The following is a 16,052-nucleotide window of genomic DNA, read 5'->3' on the forward strand; positions in this document are numbered from 1 at the left end:
CCGGGCACCGCCCCCGAGTCGGCGGGCTAGTTCCTGCTGCCGTCGCCCTCGGCGCCGCCGCTCTGGCCGCCCCGCCAGCGGTCGGCCACCGTGTCGAAGATCTGGCCCCCGGCGCGACCGGCGCCACCGGCCACGTCACGGATGGTCTTCACCAGCGGGTCGGAGGAACGGCTCCAGCCCTCCCGGTAGGAGTTGGCCGCGCTGCTCGCCTCCTCGGAGACGCTGGCGTCCCTGTCGCTGGCGCGGCGCGGGTACTGGCCGTCCAGGATCCGCTGGTACTCGCCGCTCTCGGTCCACCGGTGGAGCTCGGCCACCCGGACCACCGCGAACGGGTGGCTCTGCGGGATGGTGGTCATCAGCTTGAGGACGCTGTCCACGGCGTCCCCGCCGCCCTCGTACTCGCGGGCCTGCTCCATGAACGCGTCGGGGTTCATCTGGGACAGGTTCGAGCCGCCGGCCAGCTTCATCAGGGCGCTCTTGGCGGCCTCGGGGTTCTGACAGGTCAGCAGCCCGGCGCGGTCGCTGGAGAGCTCGGACTTGCGCTGCCACTCCCGCAGGCCCGCCAGGATCGCCTGGATCGCGATGGCGCCCAGCGGAATCCACATGATCTTGGTGGACAGCCACACCAGCAGCAGGAGGATGGTTCGGTACACGGAGTGCCCGCTCAGCACGTGACCGACCTCGTGGCCGATGACGAACCGCTTCTCCTCGGCGTTGAACAGGTCGAACAGACCGGTCGTCATGACGATGAACGGCTTCTTGCGGCCGATCGCCATCGCGTTGGGCTGGGGGTCCATCTTCACGTAGAGCTCGGGAACCTCGTCCAGGTCGAGGACGTAGGCGGCGTCGCGGAGGTAGTCGTGCAGCTCCGGGAACTGGGTGGGGCTGACCCGCACCGCGCTGGAGAGGAACATCAGGCGGAGCGAGCGCTCGTTGATCCGCCCGAACAGGGACTTGACGAGGGTGTCGAAGCCCGACAGCGAACGCAGCGCGACCAGGGCGCCGCGGTCGGCGGGGTGCTCGTAGGCACGAGGGGAGATGTCTGTGAGCCGGACGCGTGCGCGGTCTGGTGAGTTGGCCATAACGGCATGCTATGCGGCACGATGCCCGTTGGCCACGGTTCGGAGCCATCGAGATATGACGTGATTCGCGAGTGTTTCACGAACCCCGCGGGAAGCAGGGCGACCCGCCCCTTGTTTCTGGTGTTGCCGGGAGCATCACGCCCGCGACCCGTCGGGGTCGGCTAATCTCGGTTGGCCGAAACCGGCAAGACGGCAGCGAACGGAGCGCACAGTGACACACCAGGCCACCGGCGGCTCCCAGGGAGGGAGCCCACCCGTGAGACGGGACGGCTCCGCGCCGACCCGGGTCGGCATCATGGGCGGCACCTTCGACCCCATCCACCACGGCCACCTCGTCGCCGCGAGTGAGGTCGCCCACCTCTTCGGCCTCGACGAGGTGGTCTTCGTGCCGACCGGGCAACCCTGGCAGAAGGACCTCGACAAGGTCACGCCCTCCGAGGACCGCTACCTCATGACGGTCATCGCGACCGCCGAGAACCCCCAGTTCAGGGTCGACCGCGTCGAGATCGACCGCTCCGGCCCCACCTACACCCTCGACACGCTCCGCCAGATGCGCGCCGTCTACGGCCCCGACGTGGAGCTCTTCTTCATCACCGGGGCCGACGCGCTGGGCGCCATTCTGAGCTGGCACAACGTCGACGAACTCTTCGACCTCGCGCATTTCGTAGGCTGTAACCGGCCCGGACACCACCTCAGCGACACCGGCCTGCCCGAGGGCAAGGTCTCCCTGGTGGAGGTCCCCGCGCTCGCCATCTCCTCCACCGAGTGCCGCGAACGCGTACGCAAGGGCGAACCCATCTGGTACCTCGTGCCCGACGGCATCGTCCGCTACATCAACAAGACCGGGCTCTACCTGGAGTCCTGACCGCGCCACGCGGACCCGCACCCCGAACAAGTAAGGCAGCAGGCACAACGTGACAGCCACCGACAGGGCCCTGGAACTCGTCAAGGTCGCCGCAGAGGCCGCCTCCGACAAGCTCGCACAGGAGATCATCGCCTACGACGTCAGCGAACAGCTCGTCATCACCGAGGCCTTCGTCCTGTGCTCGGCGCCCAACGACCGCCAGGTCCGCGCCATCGTCGACGAGATCGAGGACCAGCTCCGCATCCAGTCCGGCGCCAAGCCCGTCCGCCGTGAGGGCGAGCGCGACGGCCGCTGGGTCCTCCTGGACTACGCCGACATCGTCGTCCACGTCCAGCACGAGGAGGAGCGCGGCTACTACGGCCTCGAACGCCTCTGGAAGGACTGCCCGGAGATCGAACTCCCCGAGGGCGCCCGGGGCGCCGAGCGCACCCCTCTGGACGAGCCGTAACCTCCGCGGCCGCCGGTCGCCGAACTAGAGAGACACACCACGTGAGTGACGCCCCTCGTGTGCTGTTCTGGCGGCACGGACGCACCGCCTGGAACGTCGAGAAACGCTTTCAGGGACAGACCGACATCGACCTCGACCCGGTCGGCCACGCACAGGCCGAGCGGGCCGGTCGGCTGCTCGCCACGCTGACGCCCGACGCCATCGTCGCCTCCGACCTCAGGCGCGCGGCGGACACCGCCGGGTACCTCTCCCGCTCCTCGGGGCTTCCCGTGGAGTACGACAAGGGGCTGCGCGAACGCTTCGGCGGCTCCTGGGAGGGGCAGACCTCCTCCGAACTGGCCGCGCGCTGGCCGGTGGAGCACCCCCGCATGGACATCCCCGACGGGGAGCACATCTCCGACGTGGGCGACCGCATGCTCGCGGCCATCCACCGGGGCATCGACAGGACCCCGCCCGGTGGGCTCCTGGTCATCGTCAGCCACGGGGCGGCGCTGAGGATCGGCATCACCCGCATGCTCGGCATCCCCGACGAACAGCGCGAGGTCCTCGGCCCGCTCAGCAACGCCTGCTGGTCCGTGCTCCAGACCCGGGGGGACACCTGGCGCCTCATGGAGCACAACGCCGCCAGTCTCCCCGAGCCCGTGGTGCTCAGCGACGACGCGTGATCCGTTTCGACGAACCGGGCATCTTCCGCTAAGGTTCAGGGAGTCGGAGGGGCACCCGCCCCCACGACTCCCGCACGGGGCTATGGCGCAGTTGGTAGCGCGCCTCCATGGCATGGAGGAGGTCTGGGGTTCGAATCCCCATAGCTCCACGAGTAGGGCCCGCTGGGTGGTTGCCGCGCAACCTCCCGCCGGGCCTTCCTGTTTTCCGGGGGACGAACGCCCGAGCCACCTGATCTCCGGGACGACCCTGCGGAGCGTGAACGCGCTCGGCGGGGTCGTTCCGCCGTTTTCCGTGGGGGCCCCGATCGTTTCTCGGGGACACCCACCGACCCCCGCGCAGGTCTCCCCGGAGCCCCTGGGGGCTCTCAGTCGTCGACGGTCTCCAGGAAGGCCCGGGCCTCCTCCACGAACCGGTCGTGTGCCTCCAGCTGGGCCCAGTGCCCGCAGTCCGGCACCGTGACGAGTCGGGCGTTCGGCATCAGTTCGGCGGCTCGCCGAGAACCCCTGAGCGGCACGATCGGGTCCTTCTCCCCGTGGACGAAGAGTGTGGGCGCGCTGATCTCCCTGACCACGGGCAGCAGATCGTTGCGCATCCCGTGCGGTCCGAGGTTGGCCTGGTTGTAGCGGATGTATCCCAGCGCGGCGCCCGGTTTGCGTCCCTCGCGGCGAAACTCGGCCACGACTTCGGGCGGCATCGTCGACACGTCGTGGACGACCGCGCGCAGTGCCAGCCCGACGAACCGGTTGGCCAGGGCCGAGAGCCGGAGCAGGATCGGGTCGGGAATCCGCGCGGCCCACCACGCGGCCCGGTGCGTGAACCGGTTCCCGACACGGTCCCCCAGCCCACCCGGGCCGATCAGGATCAGCGACCGGACCCGGTCCGGGTGGCGCCGGGCCAGGTTCAGGGCCACGTCGCCACCCATCGACACGCCCACGACCACTGCCTCCTCCACCCCCAGCTCGTGCAGGAGCCGGGCGAGGAAGTCGGCCAGCGCCGCGGGGCCGCCCAGGGGCTCGATCCCCGCGGTGCCGCCGAACCCGGGCAGATCCGGTGCGATCACACGGTGGTCGGGCCCGAACTCCTCGAACATCCGATACCAGGAGATGGTGGCGTTGTCGTTGCTGCCACCGTGCACCAGCAGAAGCGGTGGGTCGTCAGCCGATCCGCCGTGGAGGACGCGCACTCTGCCCCCGTCGAGGTCGAGGTACTCGGCGCGTGAGTCAGGGGGGAGGAAGGTCATGAGCGGCTCCAGAGGGCCTCGAGGTCGTCGGCGAGGCGCGCGAAGCACTCCTTGCCGGGCGTGGTGTCGGTGGTCCCCGTATCCGCCGCGCGCGCGACCAGCTCGCCCATGCCCAGGATGAGGCCGTCCAGGTCATCGTGGGGGGCGGTACGGGCGAGGCCGACGTTCCAGACGGCCAGGTTCGTGGCCAGCGACTCGGGGTCCAGGTCGGACCGGACCATTCCGGCCTCCCGCATCCGTCGGACGAAGTCCGCGCCCATCGGCAACCGCGCACGGTACGGGGAATCCTGGTCACTCGGACGCCGGACGGGGCCGATCTCCCCCTTGTACAGCGCCCGTAGGAAGGGGCGTGTGTGCAAAGCGGTCAGGGAGTGCACGAAGAGGCGTGAGAGGAGGCCTCCACGCGGGTCGGCGGCGACCTCCGCCCGGGTGGTCGCCAGGGCCAGCCCCATCTCGTGGCCGACGACGGCTCTGGTCAGCGCCTCCTTGCTGTCGAAGCGCAGGTAGAGGACGCCCTTGGCCACTCCGGCCCGGTGTGAGACCTCGTCCATGGTGGTGCGTCTCGATCCGTGTTCCGCCATGGCAGCGGCGGCGGCGTCGAGGATGACCCCGGTGTCCACACTGGGTCGGGCCATCTTCCATCCTTAATGACCAGAATCGTCTATTTGGTCATTCTAGGTCGAGGGGCGGGGAAGTCAACGCCTCCGGGCCCGTACCGGGAGACCGCCCCGACGGAACGGGGGCCGGTCTCCCACGGGGATCAGGCCGAGGCCACCTCCTCGTCGCGGTCCTCGACCTCGGCGATGTGCAGCGCGGAGACCAGGTCCCGGTACAGCTCGTCCTCCTCCAACAGCTGCGCGTGGGTGCCCTGCGCACGAATGCGCCCGTCCTCCAGCAGCAGGATGCGGTCGGCGTGGATCACCGTGGACAGCCGGTGCGCGATGGTCACCACGGCCGCGCGGTCGGCGTGTCCGCGCACGCTGCGGGTGATGGCGGCCTCGGTGATCGCGTCCACCTGCGAGGTGGCCTCGTCGAGGAGCAGCACGTCCGGGGACCCGAGCAGGGCCCGGGCCAGGGCGATGCGCTGGCGCTGGCCACCGGAGATCGAGCTGGCGTCCAACGAGGTGTCCAGCCCCTCCTCCAGGGCGGCGACCATGTCGGTCAGCAGCACCTCGTCCAGGACCCGTCGGATGTCCTCCTCCGACGCCTCCGGGTTGGTGAACAGCAGGTTCTCGCGGATGGTGCCGGGCACCACCGGGGTGTCCTGCTCGACGTAGGCGAAGTGACCGCGCACCTGCTGCGGGGACAGCTCCTGGTAGGGCCTGCCGTCAACCGTGATCAGGCCCTCCTCCGGCTCCAGGAACCGCAGGAGCAGGGACAGGACCGTGGTCTTGCCCGCCCCGGAGGGGCCGACGATCGCGGTGTGCCCGCGCCTGGGGACGGTCATGTCGATCCGCTCCAGCGCGGTGGCGGCTCCGGGCGCGTAACGGGCGGTGACACCGCGCAGCTCCAGCAGCGGACTCCCGTGACCGTTGCTGGCGGCCGGAGCGGTCCCGGAGGGGGCCTCGGCGGTGGGTTCGAGCGGGATGGCCTCCACCTCACGGATGCGCTTGGCGGCGGCGATGCCCGACTGGAGGGTGGTCACGCTCTGGGAGAGCTCCATGACCGGGTTCATCAGGGTGAAGGCGTAGAGCAGGAACGCGACCAGCGTGGAGACCGCGATCTCCCCGGAGGCCACCCGCGTCGCGCCCACGCCGAGGATGGCGATGATCGCCAGCTGGACGCCGCCGAAGGCGATGGTCCAGGCCACGGCCTCGCGCCGGACCGAACGGATGCCGTGCCGGGTCGCGTCCTCCGCGTGTTCGAGGATCTGCGAGCCCAGGCGTTCCTCGGCCCTGCTCACCTTCACCGTGCGGATCGCGCGCAGGGAGCCGTCGAGCACCCCGCCCATGAGGCCGAGGGAGTTCTGCGCCTTCTCCTGGGCCCTGGCGATGGCGGGCATGAGGGTGAGGAAGAGGACCGTGACGACGACCACCGCGACGACGGTGACGCTCAGCAGGACCAGGTCGAGGACGCCCATCATGATAAGGGTGCCCACCATGAGGACGCTGCCGTTGACCAGGCTGATGATGCTGCTGGAGGCGGCCTCCTTGAGGAGGACGGTGTCCGAGGTGGCCCTGGTGACGAGCTCGCCGGAGGGGCGCTTGGACATCGGGAACAGGGCGGCCCGGAAGTAGCGGCGCACGAGGGAGGTGCGCGCCTCCAGGACGACCTTCTCCGCGACGGTGCCGAGCACGATCCAGTGCCACAGGCCCGTCACCAGGCCGACGCCGAACAGGCTCAGCAGGATCGCGATGGGCATGGCGAGACTGCCCGAGTCGGAGATGGTGTCCAGCACGAGCTTGACCACCATCGGGTTGGCCAGTTCCAGCGCCGAGCCGAACAGGGCGAGGACCAGGCCTAGGAGGAGCTTGTTCCGGTGGGGTCGGACGAAGGACCAGAGCACCCGCAGCTGGGCGAAGCGGGGCTCCGGCGCTGGTCTGTCCGCGGGTTCGGGTGGGGCTGGTTCTACCGGTGGGTGAGCAGTCATGGATGAAATTAGGTCATAGGTGACCGATTATTGTCAACAGGTTACCGACGCCCCTACTATGAGGGCATGGTGAAGAGCGATCCCTCCGAGGAAGAGACCAGGACCCGCGCCCGCACCCGCCGCGCGATCCTCGACGCCGCCGTCGACGTACTGGGTGAGAACCGCGCCGCGCCGCTGTCCCACGTGGCCACGCGCGCCGGGGTGGCCCGGAGCACGCTCCAGCGCTACTTCCCCGAGCGGGCCGACCTCGTCGCCGCTCTGGGCGACCACGCCAGCGAACTGGCCAACGAGGCCACGGAACGCGCCCGCCCCACGGAGGGCACCGCCATCGAGGCCTTCTCCCGCCTCGTGTCCGAGTACTTCGCGCTCCAGAAGATCTCCATGCTCTCCTTCGGCGGAGACGACCCGTCACAGGAGCAGGAAGAGGAGGAGTGCGGGCCCAGCGACCTCGCCTTCTACGAGGTCGTCGAGCGCGGGCACGAGGACGGCACCATCGACCCCCGGATCACGCCGCTGTGGGCGCAGCAGCTCCTGTGGTCCACGCTCTACGGGGGCTGGCTCTACGTGAACTCCGCGAGGGTCCCCGCCTTCGAGGCCCACAACATGTGCGTGCTGTCGCTCGTCAAGGCCGTCTCGCGGGAGAGAAGGGACTGACCGGGCCTGCGGGGCCCGGTCGCCGGGGGCGTCACAGGTAGAGGCCGGTGCCCCGATCCGGTGCCTCGTTCGCGATCGCGTGGACGTCGCGCTCCCGCAGGATCACGTAGCGCTCACCGTTCAACTCGACCTCGCCCTGTTCCTCGGGATCGAAGAGCACGCGGTCACCCGTCTTCACGTGACGGGCACCGGTCCCGGCACCGCGCACCTCACCCCAGGCCAGCCGGGTCGCCAACTTCACCGTGTCCGGAATGACCAGACCCGCGCTGCTGCGCCGCTCACTCTTGTCCGGGACCGTCTTCACCAGGAGGCGGTCGTGGAGCATCTGGATTTCAAGCTTTGATTCGGCCACCTCACCAGAGTATTCGGCCCGTCCGAGACCAGGCCCCGCGCCCCGGAGCCCCCGGCGTCCACCCCGGGTTTGAACCTGGTTCGACCCACCCTTGACTTCCTGTAGAGTTGAGGCGTGCCGAACGGGGAAACCGTCCGGCCTACCAGGGGCTATGGCGCAGTTGGTAGCGCGCCTCCATGGCATGGAGGAGGTCTGGGGTTCGAATCCCCATAGCTCCACGAGTAGGGCCCGCTGGGTGGTTGCCGCGCAACCTCCCGGCGGGCCTTCCTGTTTTCCGGGGGACGGTCGCCCGAGCCCCGGCCTCCGAGACGACCCCGATCGCACGCGATCGCCGGGTCGTCCTGTCGTTGCACCGGGGTGACCCCCACCCCCCGGTGCGCGCTCGCCGGGGCTCGCGTACCTCGCCACCCCGCTCGGGGTGGACACGCCCACCGTCACGTCCCGTCCACGGCTGACACGGGGGTTCGGCCCTCCGTTCGGCTCGCGCGCGGCGGTGCCGTTCCGCGACTGATTCCCTCTCTTCTTTCCTCCCGCCGTACCGGCGTCTCCCGTGCCCCGGATCCTCGCTCCCGTCGCGTTCCGAAAGTGGCCCGATCAGTTCCCCCTTTCTCCCTGGGTTCCTTCTCTGTTTGAGGGTTGTCGCCCTTTGGCCTTTTGGGTATCGACTCAACCCTCTACAACTGGTTCAAGGATACGGTTGAAGCGGAGGTGTGTGAATGAGAATTCTCGTGACCGGTGCGAGCGGTAATGTCGGCCGACTGGTGGTGGAGGGGCTCAGGGGAGTCGAGGTCCGGGCGCTCTCGCGGCGGGTCCGTGACGACCTGCCCGACGGCGTCGAGGGTGTGGTCGGTGATCTCGCCCGCCCGGAGAGCCTGGAAGGGGTCTTCGAGGGGGTCGACCGGGTCTATCTCTTTCCCGTTCCGGACACGGCTGGGCGTGTGGTGGAAATGGCGCGTGCGGCGGGTGTCACCAGAGTGGTGACCCTTTCCTCCGGTGCCGTCACCCACGGGTTCGACACCGACTACCACCTTCCGGTGGAGAGGGCGGTGGAGGCCTCGGGAATGGAGTGGACCCACGTGCGCCCGGGGGAGTTCGCGTTGAACAAACTCTGGCTGTGGGGGCCTTCGATCAGGCGCCGGCGGACGGTCAGGGACCCGTTGCCGGAGGAGGCCTGGTACCCGGTGCACGAACGGGACATCGCGGACGTCACGGTGGCCGCACTGACGGGGGAGGGGTACGCCGGACGGGCGTACACCCTGAACGGCCCGGATCTGGTGAGCCGCCGGGAACAGGTGGCCGCGATCGCGGAGGCGATCGGGGAACCGGTGCGCTTCGAGGTGGTCGACGCCCACACGGCGAGGGAGGACTACCTGGCCCAGGGCGGATTCGCGGCCGACAACGCGGACTTCCTGTTGGGCTTCGAGGACTACTCCGGTGGCGAGTCGGACCCCGGGGACCTGGAGGTCCCGCAACCGGAGGCGGTGCCGACCTCGATGGACGCCCTCGGGCGGCCCGCACGCACCTTCCGGCAGTGGGCGCGCGACCACGCGGCGGACTTCAGGTAGCCGCCCGGGCGAACAGGCAGCCGAGCCAGACCAGGCTGACGGTGATCGCCGTTCGTTGGACGAGGCCGGTTCGCGGCGCGTCCTCCTCCCACAGGCGGCCGAAGGCGCCGGCGGCAACCGCTGACACTGCCGCGGTGATCCCCGACGCCACCTTCCAGACCGGGTCGTCGAGCCCGAACACCGCGATGAACGGGACCCCCGGCAGCAGCAGGAACACGACCGTGCCCGCCCAGTCGTGCAGCCCGTGCCGGGTGGAGTACTTCTTCGGGGTGGTGTCGGGGGTGCCGGGCGGGTAGCCCCGCATCGGGTCCATGGTGAACACCCCCGAGGCCACCAGGCCCAGGCCGAGCGCTCCCACGCCGACGGCCAGGACGGTACTACCGGTGGTGTCGGGCAGGGCGAGCGCCCCGGCCGTGACCAGCAGTCCGCAGAGGACGAAGTTGGTCGTCTGGATCCACCCGCGCGGACCGAGCGCGAGCGCGCTCACGGGGTGTCTGACCGGGTGGAATCCGGGGCGCGTGAGACCGTCCAGCAGGAGGACGGCGACGAACAGCCAGGAGCCGACGGCTCCGGACCACAGGAGGGGAGTCATGGAGGGCTCCGAACGTAGGCCGTAGCCGGATTCTAGTCGGGGGTTCGACGAACTAATCCTGTGCAACCCGGGGGTTGCGCAGCGGTTGATCCGTGTGCAACTCTGGAGTTGCACAAAGGAGGCTGGTATGGACAGGATCGAACGGCGGATCGACATCGACGCCAGTGCGGAACGGGTCTGGGACCTCGTTTCGCGGCCGGGGTGGTTCATCAACGACGGTCGGGTGGTCGACCACCGGATCGACGAGGTCGAGGACGGCCTGCACCTGGTGCACGACCCCACACACGGTGAGTTCCTGGTGCGCACGGAGAAGCTCGACCCGCCGCACCACGTCGTGTTCAGCTGGCTCGGCAGGGTGGACGAGAAACAGTCCACCCAGGTGGAGATCTGGGTGCGGGAACGACCGGGCGGGGTGACCCTCACCGTCGCGGAGAGCGGGTTCGAGGCGCTGGGTATGGCCGAGGCCGAGCTGCGTGCCCACGTCGCCGGACAGATCGAAGGCTGGGAGATCGAGCTCGCCGCCGCTCGTGGCCTGCTCGATCCGGTGACCGTCGAGCGCACCGTGCACGTGGACGCCACCCCGGAGCGGGTCTGGGAGGCGGTCACCACGCCGGAGCACTTCGCGGCCTGGTACGCCTTCGACGGAGCCGACTTCGAGGCCCGCGAGGGCGCGCCGATGGAGCTGCGTTGGGCCGAGCACGGAACGTTCCGGGGCCGGATCGTCGAGGTGGAGGCGCCGCGCCGGTTCGCCTACCGGATCGCCATGGAGCCCGGGACCGACCCCGGCGCGGACGACAGCACCCTGGTGACCTTCGAGGTCAGGGCCTCGGGGGCGGGGAGTCTGCTCACCGTCACCCAGGTCGGGTTCGACGCCCTGGCCGGGCGCTTCGGTGACGCGGCGGGCAACGCGGCGGTGGAACTCGAAGGCTGGAGCGGCGGGTTCACCACCCTCGCGGAACACCTCTCCGCCACGCGGGGGAGATGAGGCCGTGGACACCACACTGCCCCCCGTCTTCGCCGCGCTGGGGGACGACACCCGGTGGAGCATCCTGGTCCGGCTTGGGAGGGAGCCCGCCTCCGCGTCGGAGCTGGCCCGGGAGCTGCCCGTGTCCCGACAGGCGATCGTGAAGCATCTGGAGGTCCTGCGCACGGTGGGGCTGGTGCGCACCAGACGCAGTGGCCGCTCGATCGTTCACGAGGTGGAGGGCGCCCGCCTGGACGAGGTCGGGCGGAACCTGCGCGGCATCGCCGCCGCTTGGGACCGCAGGCTGGAGGGGATCAGGTCCATCGCTGAGGAGAGGGGCTGACCGGTTCCTCTGAGCTGCTGCGCTGACCGAGGAACGAGAGGAGGGCTGGATCACCCGAGGTGATGCGGTCCACCTCGGTGCCGCCGTCACAGGTGAGCATCGAGACGGTCACCGTGGCACCGGTGCGTGCCACCACCCGCCACAACGCACCGTGCTCCTCCCAACGGAGCAGAGCGGCGACGTGCGGGTTCTCTGCGGAGGACACGGAGGCCCCTTCCGGGGAGGTGGTGAACCGGCACTCCCAGGGTACGAGAGGCGGCTTTCGGGCGGGCGAACCGGATCCCGTCGAGGTGTCGCACGCGCGAGCGGGGATCCAGCCTGGGGCACGGCCCCGCCGGGACCGGGGACCACCCTGGGAAACGGGTGCTGGCAGTCGCCTCGGCCCGACCCCGATGGAGTGGGAGACGACTTCGGGGTTCGGACGCGTGCGATGACCCTGGGCCGCACCAAGCCCCGGAACGAGCGGAGTGCCTCCGGCACTGGGTCGGACGAAGGCGACCCGCCGGACCGTGGGTCGGCGGACACACGCACCGGCCGCGAGCGGAGCGACGGACCGGAGGGGCGCCCGGCGGGGAGAACCCCAGCCGGGTCGCCGCCAGGATCCCGGCGGCGACCCGGCGCCGGGGTCGGAGCCGGGCGCGCCTAGGAGGGGAGCGAGTAGAAGGTCAGCACCGCGGCGTGGTCGGTGGTCCACTCGTTGTCGGCGTGCTCCGGCACCGGGGCCGGGTCCCCGACGACCAGGTCGCGCGAGTCCCGGACCGTGAGGTCGCCCGCGTGGTACACGAAGTCGATCCGGTCCTGCGGCTCCTCGCGGCCCGTGGACCCGTCGTGGAACGGGTACAGCGGCGACCAGGTGAGGCCCGGCGTGCTCACGGGGTCGGGGTTGGCCACCCGGTAGGAGTCGGTGAACCCGGCCTCGGTCGGGAGCACCGAGGTCGGCCAGGGCACGTCCGCGTACCCGCAGTTCTTCTCCCTCAGGTCCCCCGTCCAGTCCAGGTGCGAGGGCGCGTTGAAGTCACCCACCAGCAGCACCGGGACCTCGTCGGCGGCGTCCACCTGCCCGGACATCGCGGCGAGGGTGTCGGTGATCTGCGGGGTGCGCCCGGACTCCGCCTCGCGCTCCAGGACCCGGTCCACGTCCATGCCGTCGAAGCAGAAGTCGTAGGGGCCGTAGGGGGTGTACCCCAGGTGCACGTTCCACAGGTTGACCTGCGACTCCTCGCCGTCGAGCGCGATCCGCACCCCGCCGGAGGCGTTGACCTCGCCGTACTCCTCCGCGATCGGGTACCGGCTGATCACCCCGAGACTGCCCGAACCCTGCCAGTGGTACCAGCCCAGGGCCTCGGCCAACCGGGTCGCGTGCGTGCCCTGCGTCTCCTGGAGTCCGACGACGTCGGCGCCGCTCTCCAGCAGGAACCGCAGCTGCTTCTCGTGGTAGCCGTTGACCTGCGTCCCACCGTGCCAGGTGTTGAGGCTCATCACGCCCAACTCGTCGACGAGCGGCTGGTCGTGGCGGCGCACGGGGATGGTGACGTCCAGGCGCGCGGCGGAGCCGTCCTCACCGGTGGCCTCCACGGTCACGCGGGCCGAGGAGCGGTCGGGGCGGGAGACGCCCGCCGGGGTCTCCCGGTCGGCCGAGGTGCGCGGGGTGCCCGTGAGCGTTCCGTCGCCGGAGACCTCGATCCAGGCGTCGCCGCTCACCTTCGTGAACCCGATCGACCCGCCGCCGCCCGAGACCAGGCCGCCGAGGCCCGCCTCGTAGGCCTGGCCCTGGCGGGCGTTGTGCAGGGTGGTCTCCCCGACCGGGAAGGAGACCGGGCCCTCGGCCGACAGTCGCACTTCGACCGGATCGGCCAGCCACTGGTAGCCGTCGCGTGCCAGGAAGAAGGCGGTGTAGGAACCCGGCTCCAGGGAGTCGGCGGACAGCCGCACGGTCCCTTCGGCCTCGGGTGCGTACGCCCAGACGAGGGAGGGAGCCACGTACTCCTCGTCCACGGGGCCGCCGCCTGAGGAGCGGTACAGCCCGATCCAGTTGGCGGCGTGCGGCTCGGGGGTGGTGTAGGCGAAGGTGAACTCCCCGCCCTCGGTCAGGCTCAGGGTGCCCTGCGGTGCGGCGGACACGGGGTGGGCCCCCAGCGCCAACAGGAGTGCGGTGAGCACCGTCGGGATCAGGAAACGGACACGCATCCGGGGGAAGCCTCTCGTTCGGGGGATTTCGGACTCAAGCCACCATCCGGTACCCCGGAAACGCGTACGTCCAACATGGGGGGACCCCGGCTGAAGGCCGGGTGAACTCGGACCGGAGCCGAACCCCGGGCGGTGTGGGACGCCTGACACGAATGATGTTCCCGGCACCGCCCGACATCCGTTAGAATCGAAGCGTCGCCGCAAGGCACACGGGGCTATGGCGCAGTTGGTAGCGCGCCTCCATGGCATGGAGGAGGTCTGGGGTTCGAATCCCCATAGCTCCACGAGTAGGGCCCGCTGGGTGGTTGCCGCGCAACCTCCCGGCGGGCCTTCCTGTTTACCGGGGGACGATCGCCCGAGCCCCGGCCTCCGAGACGACCCCGATCGCACGCGACCGCCGGGTCGTCCCGTCGTCACTCCGAGGTGACCCCCAGCCTCCGGTGCGCGCACGCCGGGGCTCGCGAGAACCCGGCCACCCCCGTCCCGGTGCGCACGCCGTCGCCGTTCCTCCCGCCGTTTCCGGCGCCGCTTCCCGGGGCCCGTGAGACGGACGGATCCGGGCCCGCGTGGCCGGGGCCGTCGTGCGCCCCGCCTTCCTAGACTGGGCGGATGGACCACGACCCCGCCGATGAGACCAGCCCCGTCATCCAGGTGCTGGACCAGATCCGCGAGGAGGTCGCCGGGCTCACCGGGGGCCGGGTGGCGGACTACATCCCCGAACTCGCGAACGTCGACCCGGACCTGTTCGGGATCGCCGCGATCAGCGCGCACGGCCGCTCCTACTACGTCGGTGAGTCCGAGCTCCCCTTCACGATCCAGTCGATCTCCAAGCCCTTCGTGTACGCGATCGCCGTGGAGCAGCTCGGACTGGACGTGGTGCACGAACACGTCGGCGCCGAACCCAGCGGGGAGCCCTTCAACGCGATCAGCCTGGACGAGCACGGCCGCCCCGAGAACCCGATGATCAACGCGGGCGCCATCGTGACCACCTCCCTGGTGGAGAGCGCGGAGCCGGAGCGGCGCTTCGAGCGCGTCCGGTCGGTCCTGTCGTCCTTCGCCGGGCGGGAGCTGGTCGTGGACGAGGACGTGTACCGCTCCGAGGCCGAGACCGGACACCGCAACCGCGCCCTCGGGTACCTGAGCCTGGCCGGAGGTGTGCTGGTGGGCCGGGTCGAGGACGCGGTCCAGGACTACTTCCGCCAGTGCTCCCTCAGTGTGACCGTGCGCGACCTGGCGGTCATGGCCGCGACCCTGGCGGTCGGCGGGGTCAACCCGGTGACCGAGGAGCGGGTGGTCTCCCAGCGCACCGCGCGGCACACCCTCTCGATCATGTCCAGCTGCGGCATGTACGACCGCGCGGGGGAGTGGGGGCTGCGGGTCGGCATCCCCGCGAAGAGCGGGGTGAGCGGCGGCATCCTCGCGGCCGCTCCGGGCGCGTTCGGGGTGGGTGTGTTCAGTCCGCCGCTGGACGACGCGGGCAACAGCGTGCGCGGGGTGGCGGCGCTGGAACGGCTCTCCGACGACTACGACCTGCACATGCTCCAGACGCCCTCGGAACCCCCGTCTCCGATGCACAGTGTGACCAGGGACGGGAACCGGCTCGACGTGCGGCTGCGGGGCGAGATCGACTTCCTCGCCGCCGAACAGATCGTGTCCCGGTTGGAGGAGGCCATCGACGACGCGCGGGTGACGTCGGTGAGCGTGGCCCTGGAGCGGGTGTCGGGGCTGAGCGACGCGGCCCGGTCGCTGCTGGCCGCCGAACTCTCCGAGCTGGCCGACGCCGGAGTCGACGCCACCGTCAGCGACCCCAGGGGCGTCCGCCGGTCCTGAGGAAATTCGATTGCGGTGGGCACGAGACGCTTGGAAGGCTGGCCCGCATGCAGTCCCAACGCCAGGTGCGCGCCGACTTCGACGACCGGACGATCGTGGTCTACCAGGCCTACTCCTCCGCGGTTGCTGACCCCGCGCTGCGGGCCGGTCGGTTCGTTCCGCCGTTCTCCCTCAAACGGATGACGTGGATCAAACCGTCGTTCCTGTGGCTGATGCACCGCAGCAACTGGGCCCGCAAGTCGGGCCAGGAGCGCGTGCTGGCGGTGCGGATCACCCGTGAAGGATGGGAGGAGGCGCTGGCGGCGGCCGCGCTGACCACCTCGGCGCCGGACGTGGTCGCCGGAGCGGCCGTACACGTCCAGTGGGACCCGGAGCGTTCGCTTCGCGGTGCGGCGCTCAACCACTACAGCATTCAGGTGGGCGTGGGCCGGGGGCTCATCGCCAGCTTCGCCGAGGAGTGGGTCGTGGGGCTGACCGACATCACCGACCGGACGCGCAGGATCTCCGAGGCGGTGCGTTCGGGCCAGGTGGCCAGGGCCCGGCGCCTGCTGCCTCCGGAACGGGTCTACCCGGTCCCGGGCGGAACCGCGGCGAGGCTCGGGATCGAACGCTAGCGACCGGGCGGCACGTCCTTGACGAGGGGCGGCGCCCGGGCGCGTAATCAACACGTTGGT

Annotated in this window: 17 protein-coding genes and 3 tRNA genes; 12 read left to right on the plus strand and 8 right to left on the minus strand. The window is 70.5% G+C overall.

Annotated elements, in window-relative coordinates; translation table 11 throughout:
• Positions 1 to 26: 26 nt before the first annotated feature.
• Positions 27 to 1,082 (minus strand): M48 family metallopeptidase, encoded by a 1,056-nt coding sequence (locus AC0VYM_RS07565; RefSeq protein WP_475460486.1) that lies wholly within the window; start codon positions 1,080 to 1,082, stop codon positions 27 to 29.
• A 256-nt stretch (positions 1,083 to 1,338) separates the two neighbouring features.
• On the opposite strand from AC0VYM_RS07565, the gene nadD reads away from it, so the two are divergent.
• The 4 genes from nadD (at position 1,339) to AC0VYM_RS07585 (ending at position 3,209) form a co-directional block, all read left to right on the plus strand.
• The gene (nadD, locus tag AC0VYM_RS07570) at positions 1,339 to 1,947 is read left to right on the plus strand and encodes a nicotinate-nucleotide adenylyltransferase (protein ID WP_475460488.1); all 609 of its coding nucleotides are present in this window, start codon (positions 1,339 to 1,341) and stop codon (positions 1,945 to 1,947) included.
• A gap of 49 nt (positions 1,948 to 1,996) precedes the next feature.
• A complete protein-coding gene (gene rsfS / locus AC0VYM_RS07575; RefSeq protein WP_475460490.1) occupies positions 1,997 to 2,395 on the plus strand; it encodes a ribosome silencing factor in 399 nt (132 codons plus the stop codon).
• A 41-nt stretch (positions 2,396 to 2,436) separates the two neighbouring features.
• Entirely contained in the window at positions 2,437 to 3,060 is a 624-nt protein-coding gene (locus AC0VYM_RS07580; RefSeq protein ID WP_475460492.1) for a histidine phosphatase family protein, read from the plus strand.
• A gap of 76 nt (positions 3,061 to 3,136) precedes the next feature.
• Positions 3,137 to 3,209, plus strand: a tRNA-Ala gene (locus tag AC0VYM_RS07585).
• A gap of 216 nt (positions 3,210 to 3,425) precedes the next feature.
• Here the strand turns inward: AC0VYM_RS07585 and AC0VYM_RS07590 are convergent.
• From AC0VYM_RS07590 to AC0VYM_RS07600, 3 genes are all read right to left on the minus strand, one after another.
• Positions 3,426 to 4,301, minus strand: coding sequence for an alpha/beta fold hydrolase (locus AC0VYM_RS07590; RefSeq protein WP_475460494.1), 876 nt, complete (start codon positions 4,299 to 4,301; stop codon positions 3,426 to 3,428).
• Positions 4,298 to 4,936: a TetR family transcriptional regulator gene (locus AC0VYM_RS07595; protein ID WP_475460496.1), complete on the minus strand. Its 639-nt coding sequence runs from the start codon at positions 4,934 to 4,936 to the stop codon at positions 4,298 to 4,300. Before AC0VYM_RS07595 ends, AC0VYM_RS07590 begins: the two co-directional genes overlap by 4 nt.
• A gap of 125 nt (positions 4,937 to 5,061) precedes the next feature.
• Positions 5,062 to 6,807 carry an ABC transporter ATP-binding protein gene (locus AC0VYM_RS07600; RefSeq protein WP_475462965.1) on the minus strand — a complete coding sequence of 582 codons (1,746 nt, stop codon included), beginning with the start codon at positions 6,805 to 6,807 and terminating at the stop codon, positions 5,062 to 5,064.
• A 150-nt stretch (positions 6,808 to 6,957) separates the two neighbouring features.
• On the opposite strand from AC0VYM_RS07600, the gene AC0VYM_RS07605 reads away from it, so the two are divergent.
• Positions 6,958 to 7,545 carry a TetR/AcrR family transcriptional regulator gene (locus tag AC0VYM_RS07605; RefSeq protein WP_475460498.1) on the plus strand — a complete coding sequence of 196 codons (588 nt, stop codon included), beginning with the start codon at positions 6,958 to 6,960 and terminating at the stop codon, positions 7,543 to 7,545.
• Positions 7,546 to 7,576: 31 nt separating this feature from the next.
• Here AC0VYM_RS07605 and AC0VYM_RS07610 read toward each other — a convergent pair whose 3' ends face one another.
• Entirely contained in the window at positions 7,577 to 7,870 is a 294-nt protein-coding gene (locus tag AC0VYM_RS07610; RefSeq protein ID WP_017545236.1) for a GroES family chaperonin, read from the minus strand.
• Between the two features lie 172 nt (positions 7,871 to 8,042).
• Between AC0VYM_RS07610 and AC0VYM_RS07615 the strand changes: the two genes are divergently transcribed.
• Positions 8,043 to 8,115, plus strand: a tRNA-Ala gene (locus AC0VYM_RS07615).
• Between the two features lie 498 nt (positions 8,116 to 8,613).
• Complete coding sequence (locus AC0VYM_RS07620) at positions 8,614 to 9,462, plus strand: NAD(P)H-binding protein (RefSeq protein WP_475460500.1); 849 nt, start codon at positions 8,614 to 8,616, stop codon at positions 9,460 to 9,462.
• On the opposite strand, the gene AC0VYM_RS07625 is transcribed toward AC0VYM_RS07620, so the two are convergent.
• Complete coding sequence (locus AC0VYM_RS07625; RefSeq protein ID WP_475460502.1) at positions 9,455 to 10,054, minus strand: DUF998 domain-containing protein; 600 nt, start codon at positions 10,052 to 10,054, stop codon at positions 9,455 to 9,457. The two genes, AC0VYM_RS07620 and AC0VYM_RS07625, sit on opposite strands and share 8 nt — an antisense overlap.
• A gap of 127 nt (positions 10,055 to 10,181) precedes the next feature.
• Here AC0VYM_RS07625 and AC0VYM_RS07630 point away from each other — a divergent pair, with 127 nt between their 5' ends.
• Together AC0VYM_RS07630 and AC0VYM_RS07635 are read left to right on the plus strand one after the other, a co-directional pair.
• Entirely contained in the window at positions 10,182 to 11,039 is an 858-nt protein-coding gene (locus tag AC0VYM_RS07630) for an SRPBCC domain-containing protein (protein WP_475460504.1), read from the plus strand.
• Between the two features lie 4 nt (positions 11,040 to 11,043).
• Positions 11,044 to 11,361, plus strand: a complete 318-nt coding sequence (locus AC0VYM_RS07635) for an ArsR/SmtB family transcription factor (protein ID WP_378735075.1) — start codon at positions 11,044 to 11,046, stop codon at positions 11,359 to 11,361.
• Here AC0VYM_RS07635 and AC0VYM_RS07640 read toward each other — a convergent pair.
• Complete coding sequence (locus AC0VYM_RS07640) at positions 11,333 to 11,566, minus strand: hypothetical protein (RefSeq protein WP_475460506.1); 234 nt, start codon at positions 11,564 to 11,566, stop codon at positions 11,333 to 11,335. The two genes, AC0VYM_RS07635 and AC0VYM_RS07640, sit on opposite strands and share 29 nt — an antisense overlap.
• Before the next feature lie 437 nt (positions 11,567 to 12,003).
• Entirely contained in the window at positions 12,004 to 13,548 is a 1,545-nt protein-coding gene (locus AC0VYM_RS07645; RefSeq protein WP_475460508.1) for an endonuclease/exonuclease/phosphatase family protein, read from the minus strand.
• 211 nt (positions 13,549 to 13,759) lie between these two features.
• On the opposite strand from AC0VYM_RS07645, the gene AC0VYM_RS07650 reads away from it, so the two are divergent.
• The 3 genes from AC0VYM_RS07650 to AC0VYM_RS07660 all read left to right on the plus strand — a co-directional run bounded on the left by AC0VYM_RS07650 (position 13,760) and on the right by AC0VYM_RS07660 (position 15,992).
• Positions 13,760 to 13,832: transfer RNA gene (locus tag AC0VYM_RS07650), tRNA-Ala, on the plus strand.
• 325 nt (positions 13,833 to 14,157) lie between these two features.
• Positions 14,158 to 15,378: a glutaminase A gene (glsA, locus tag AC0VYM_RS07655; RefSeq protein WP_475460510.1), complete on the plus strand. Its 1,221-nt coding sequence runs from the start codon at positions 14,158 to 14,160 to the stop codon at positions 15,376 to 15,378.
• A 47-nt stretch (positions 15,379 to 15,425) separates the two neighbouring features.
• The gene (locus tag AC0VYM_RS07660; RefSeq protein ID WP_475460512.1) at positions 15,426 to 15,992 is read left to right on the plus strand and encodes a DUF4291 domain-containing protein; all 567 of its coding nucleotides are present in this window, start codon (positions 15,426 to 15,428) and stop codon (positions 15,990 to 15,992) included.
• Positions 15,993 to 16,052: the final 60 nt, after the last annotated feature.

This window comes from Nocardiopsis sp. iso_237 (assembly GCF_056173345.1).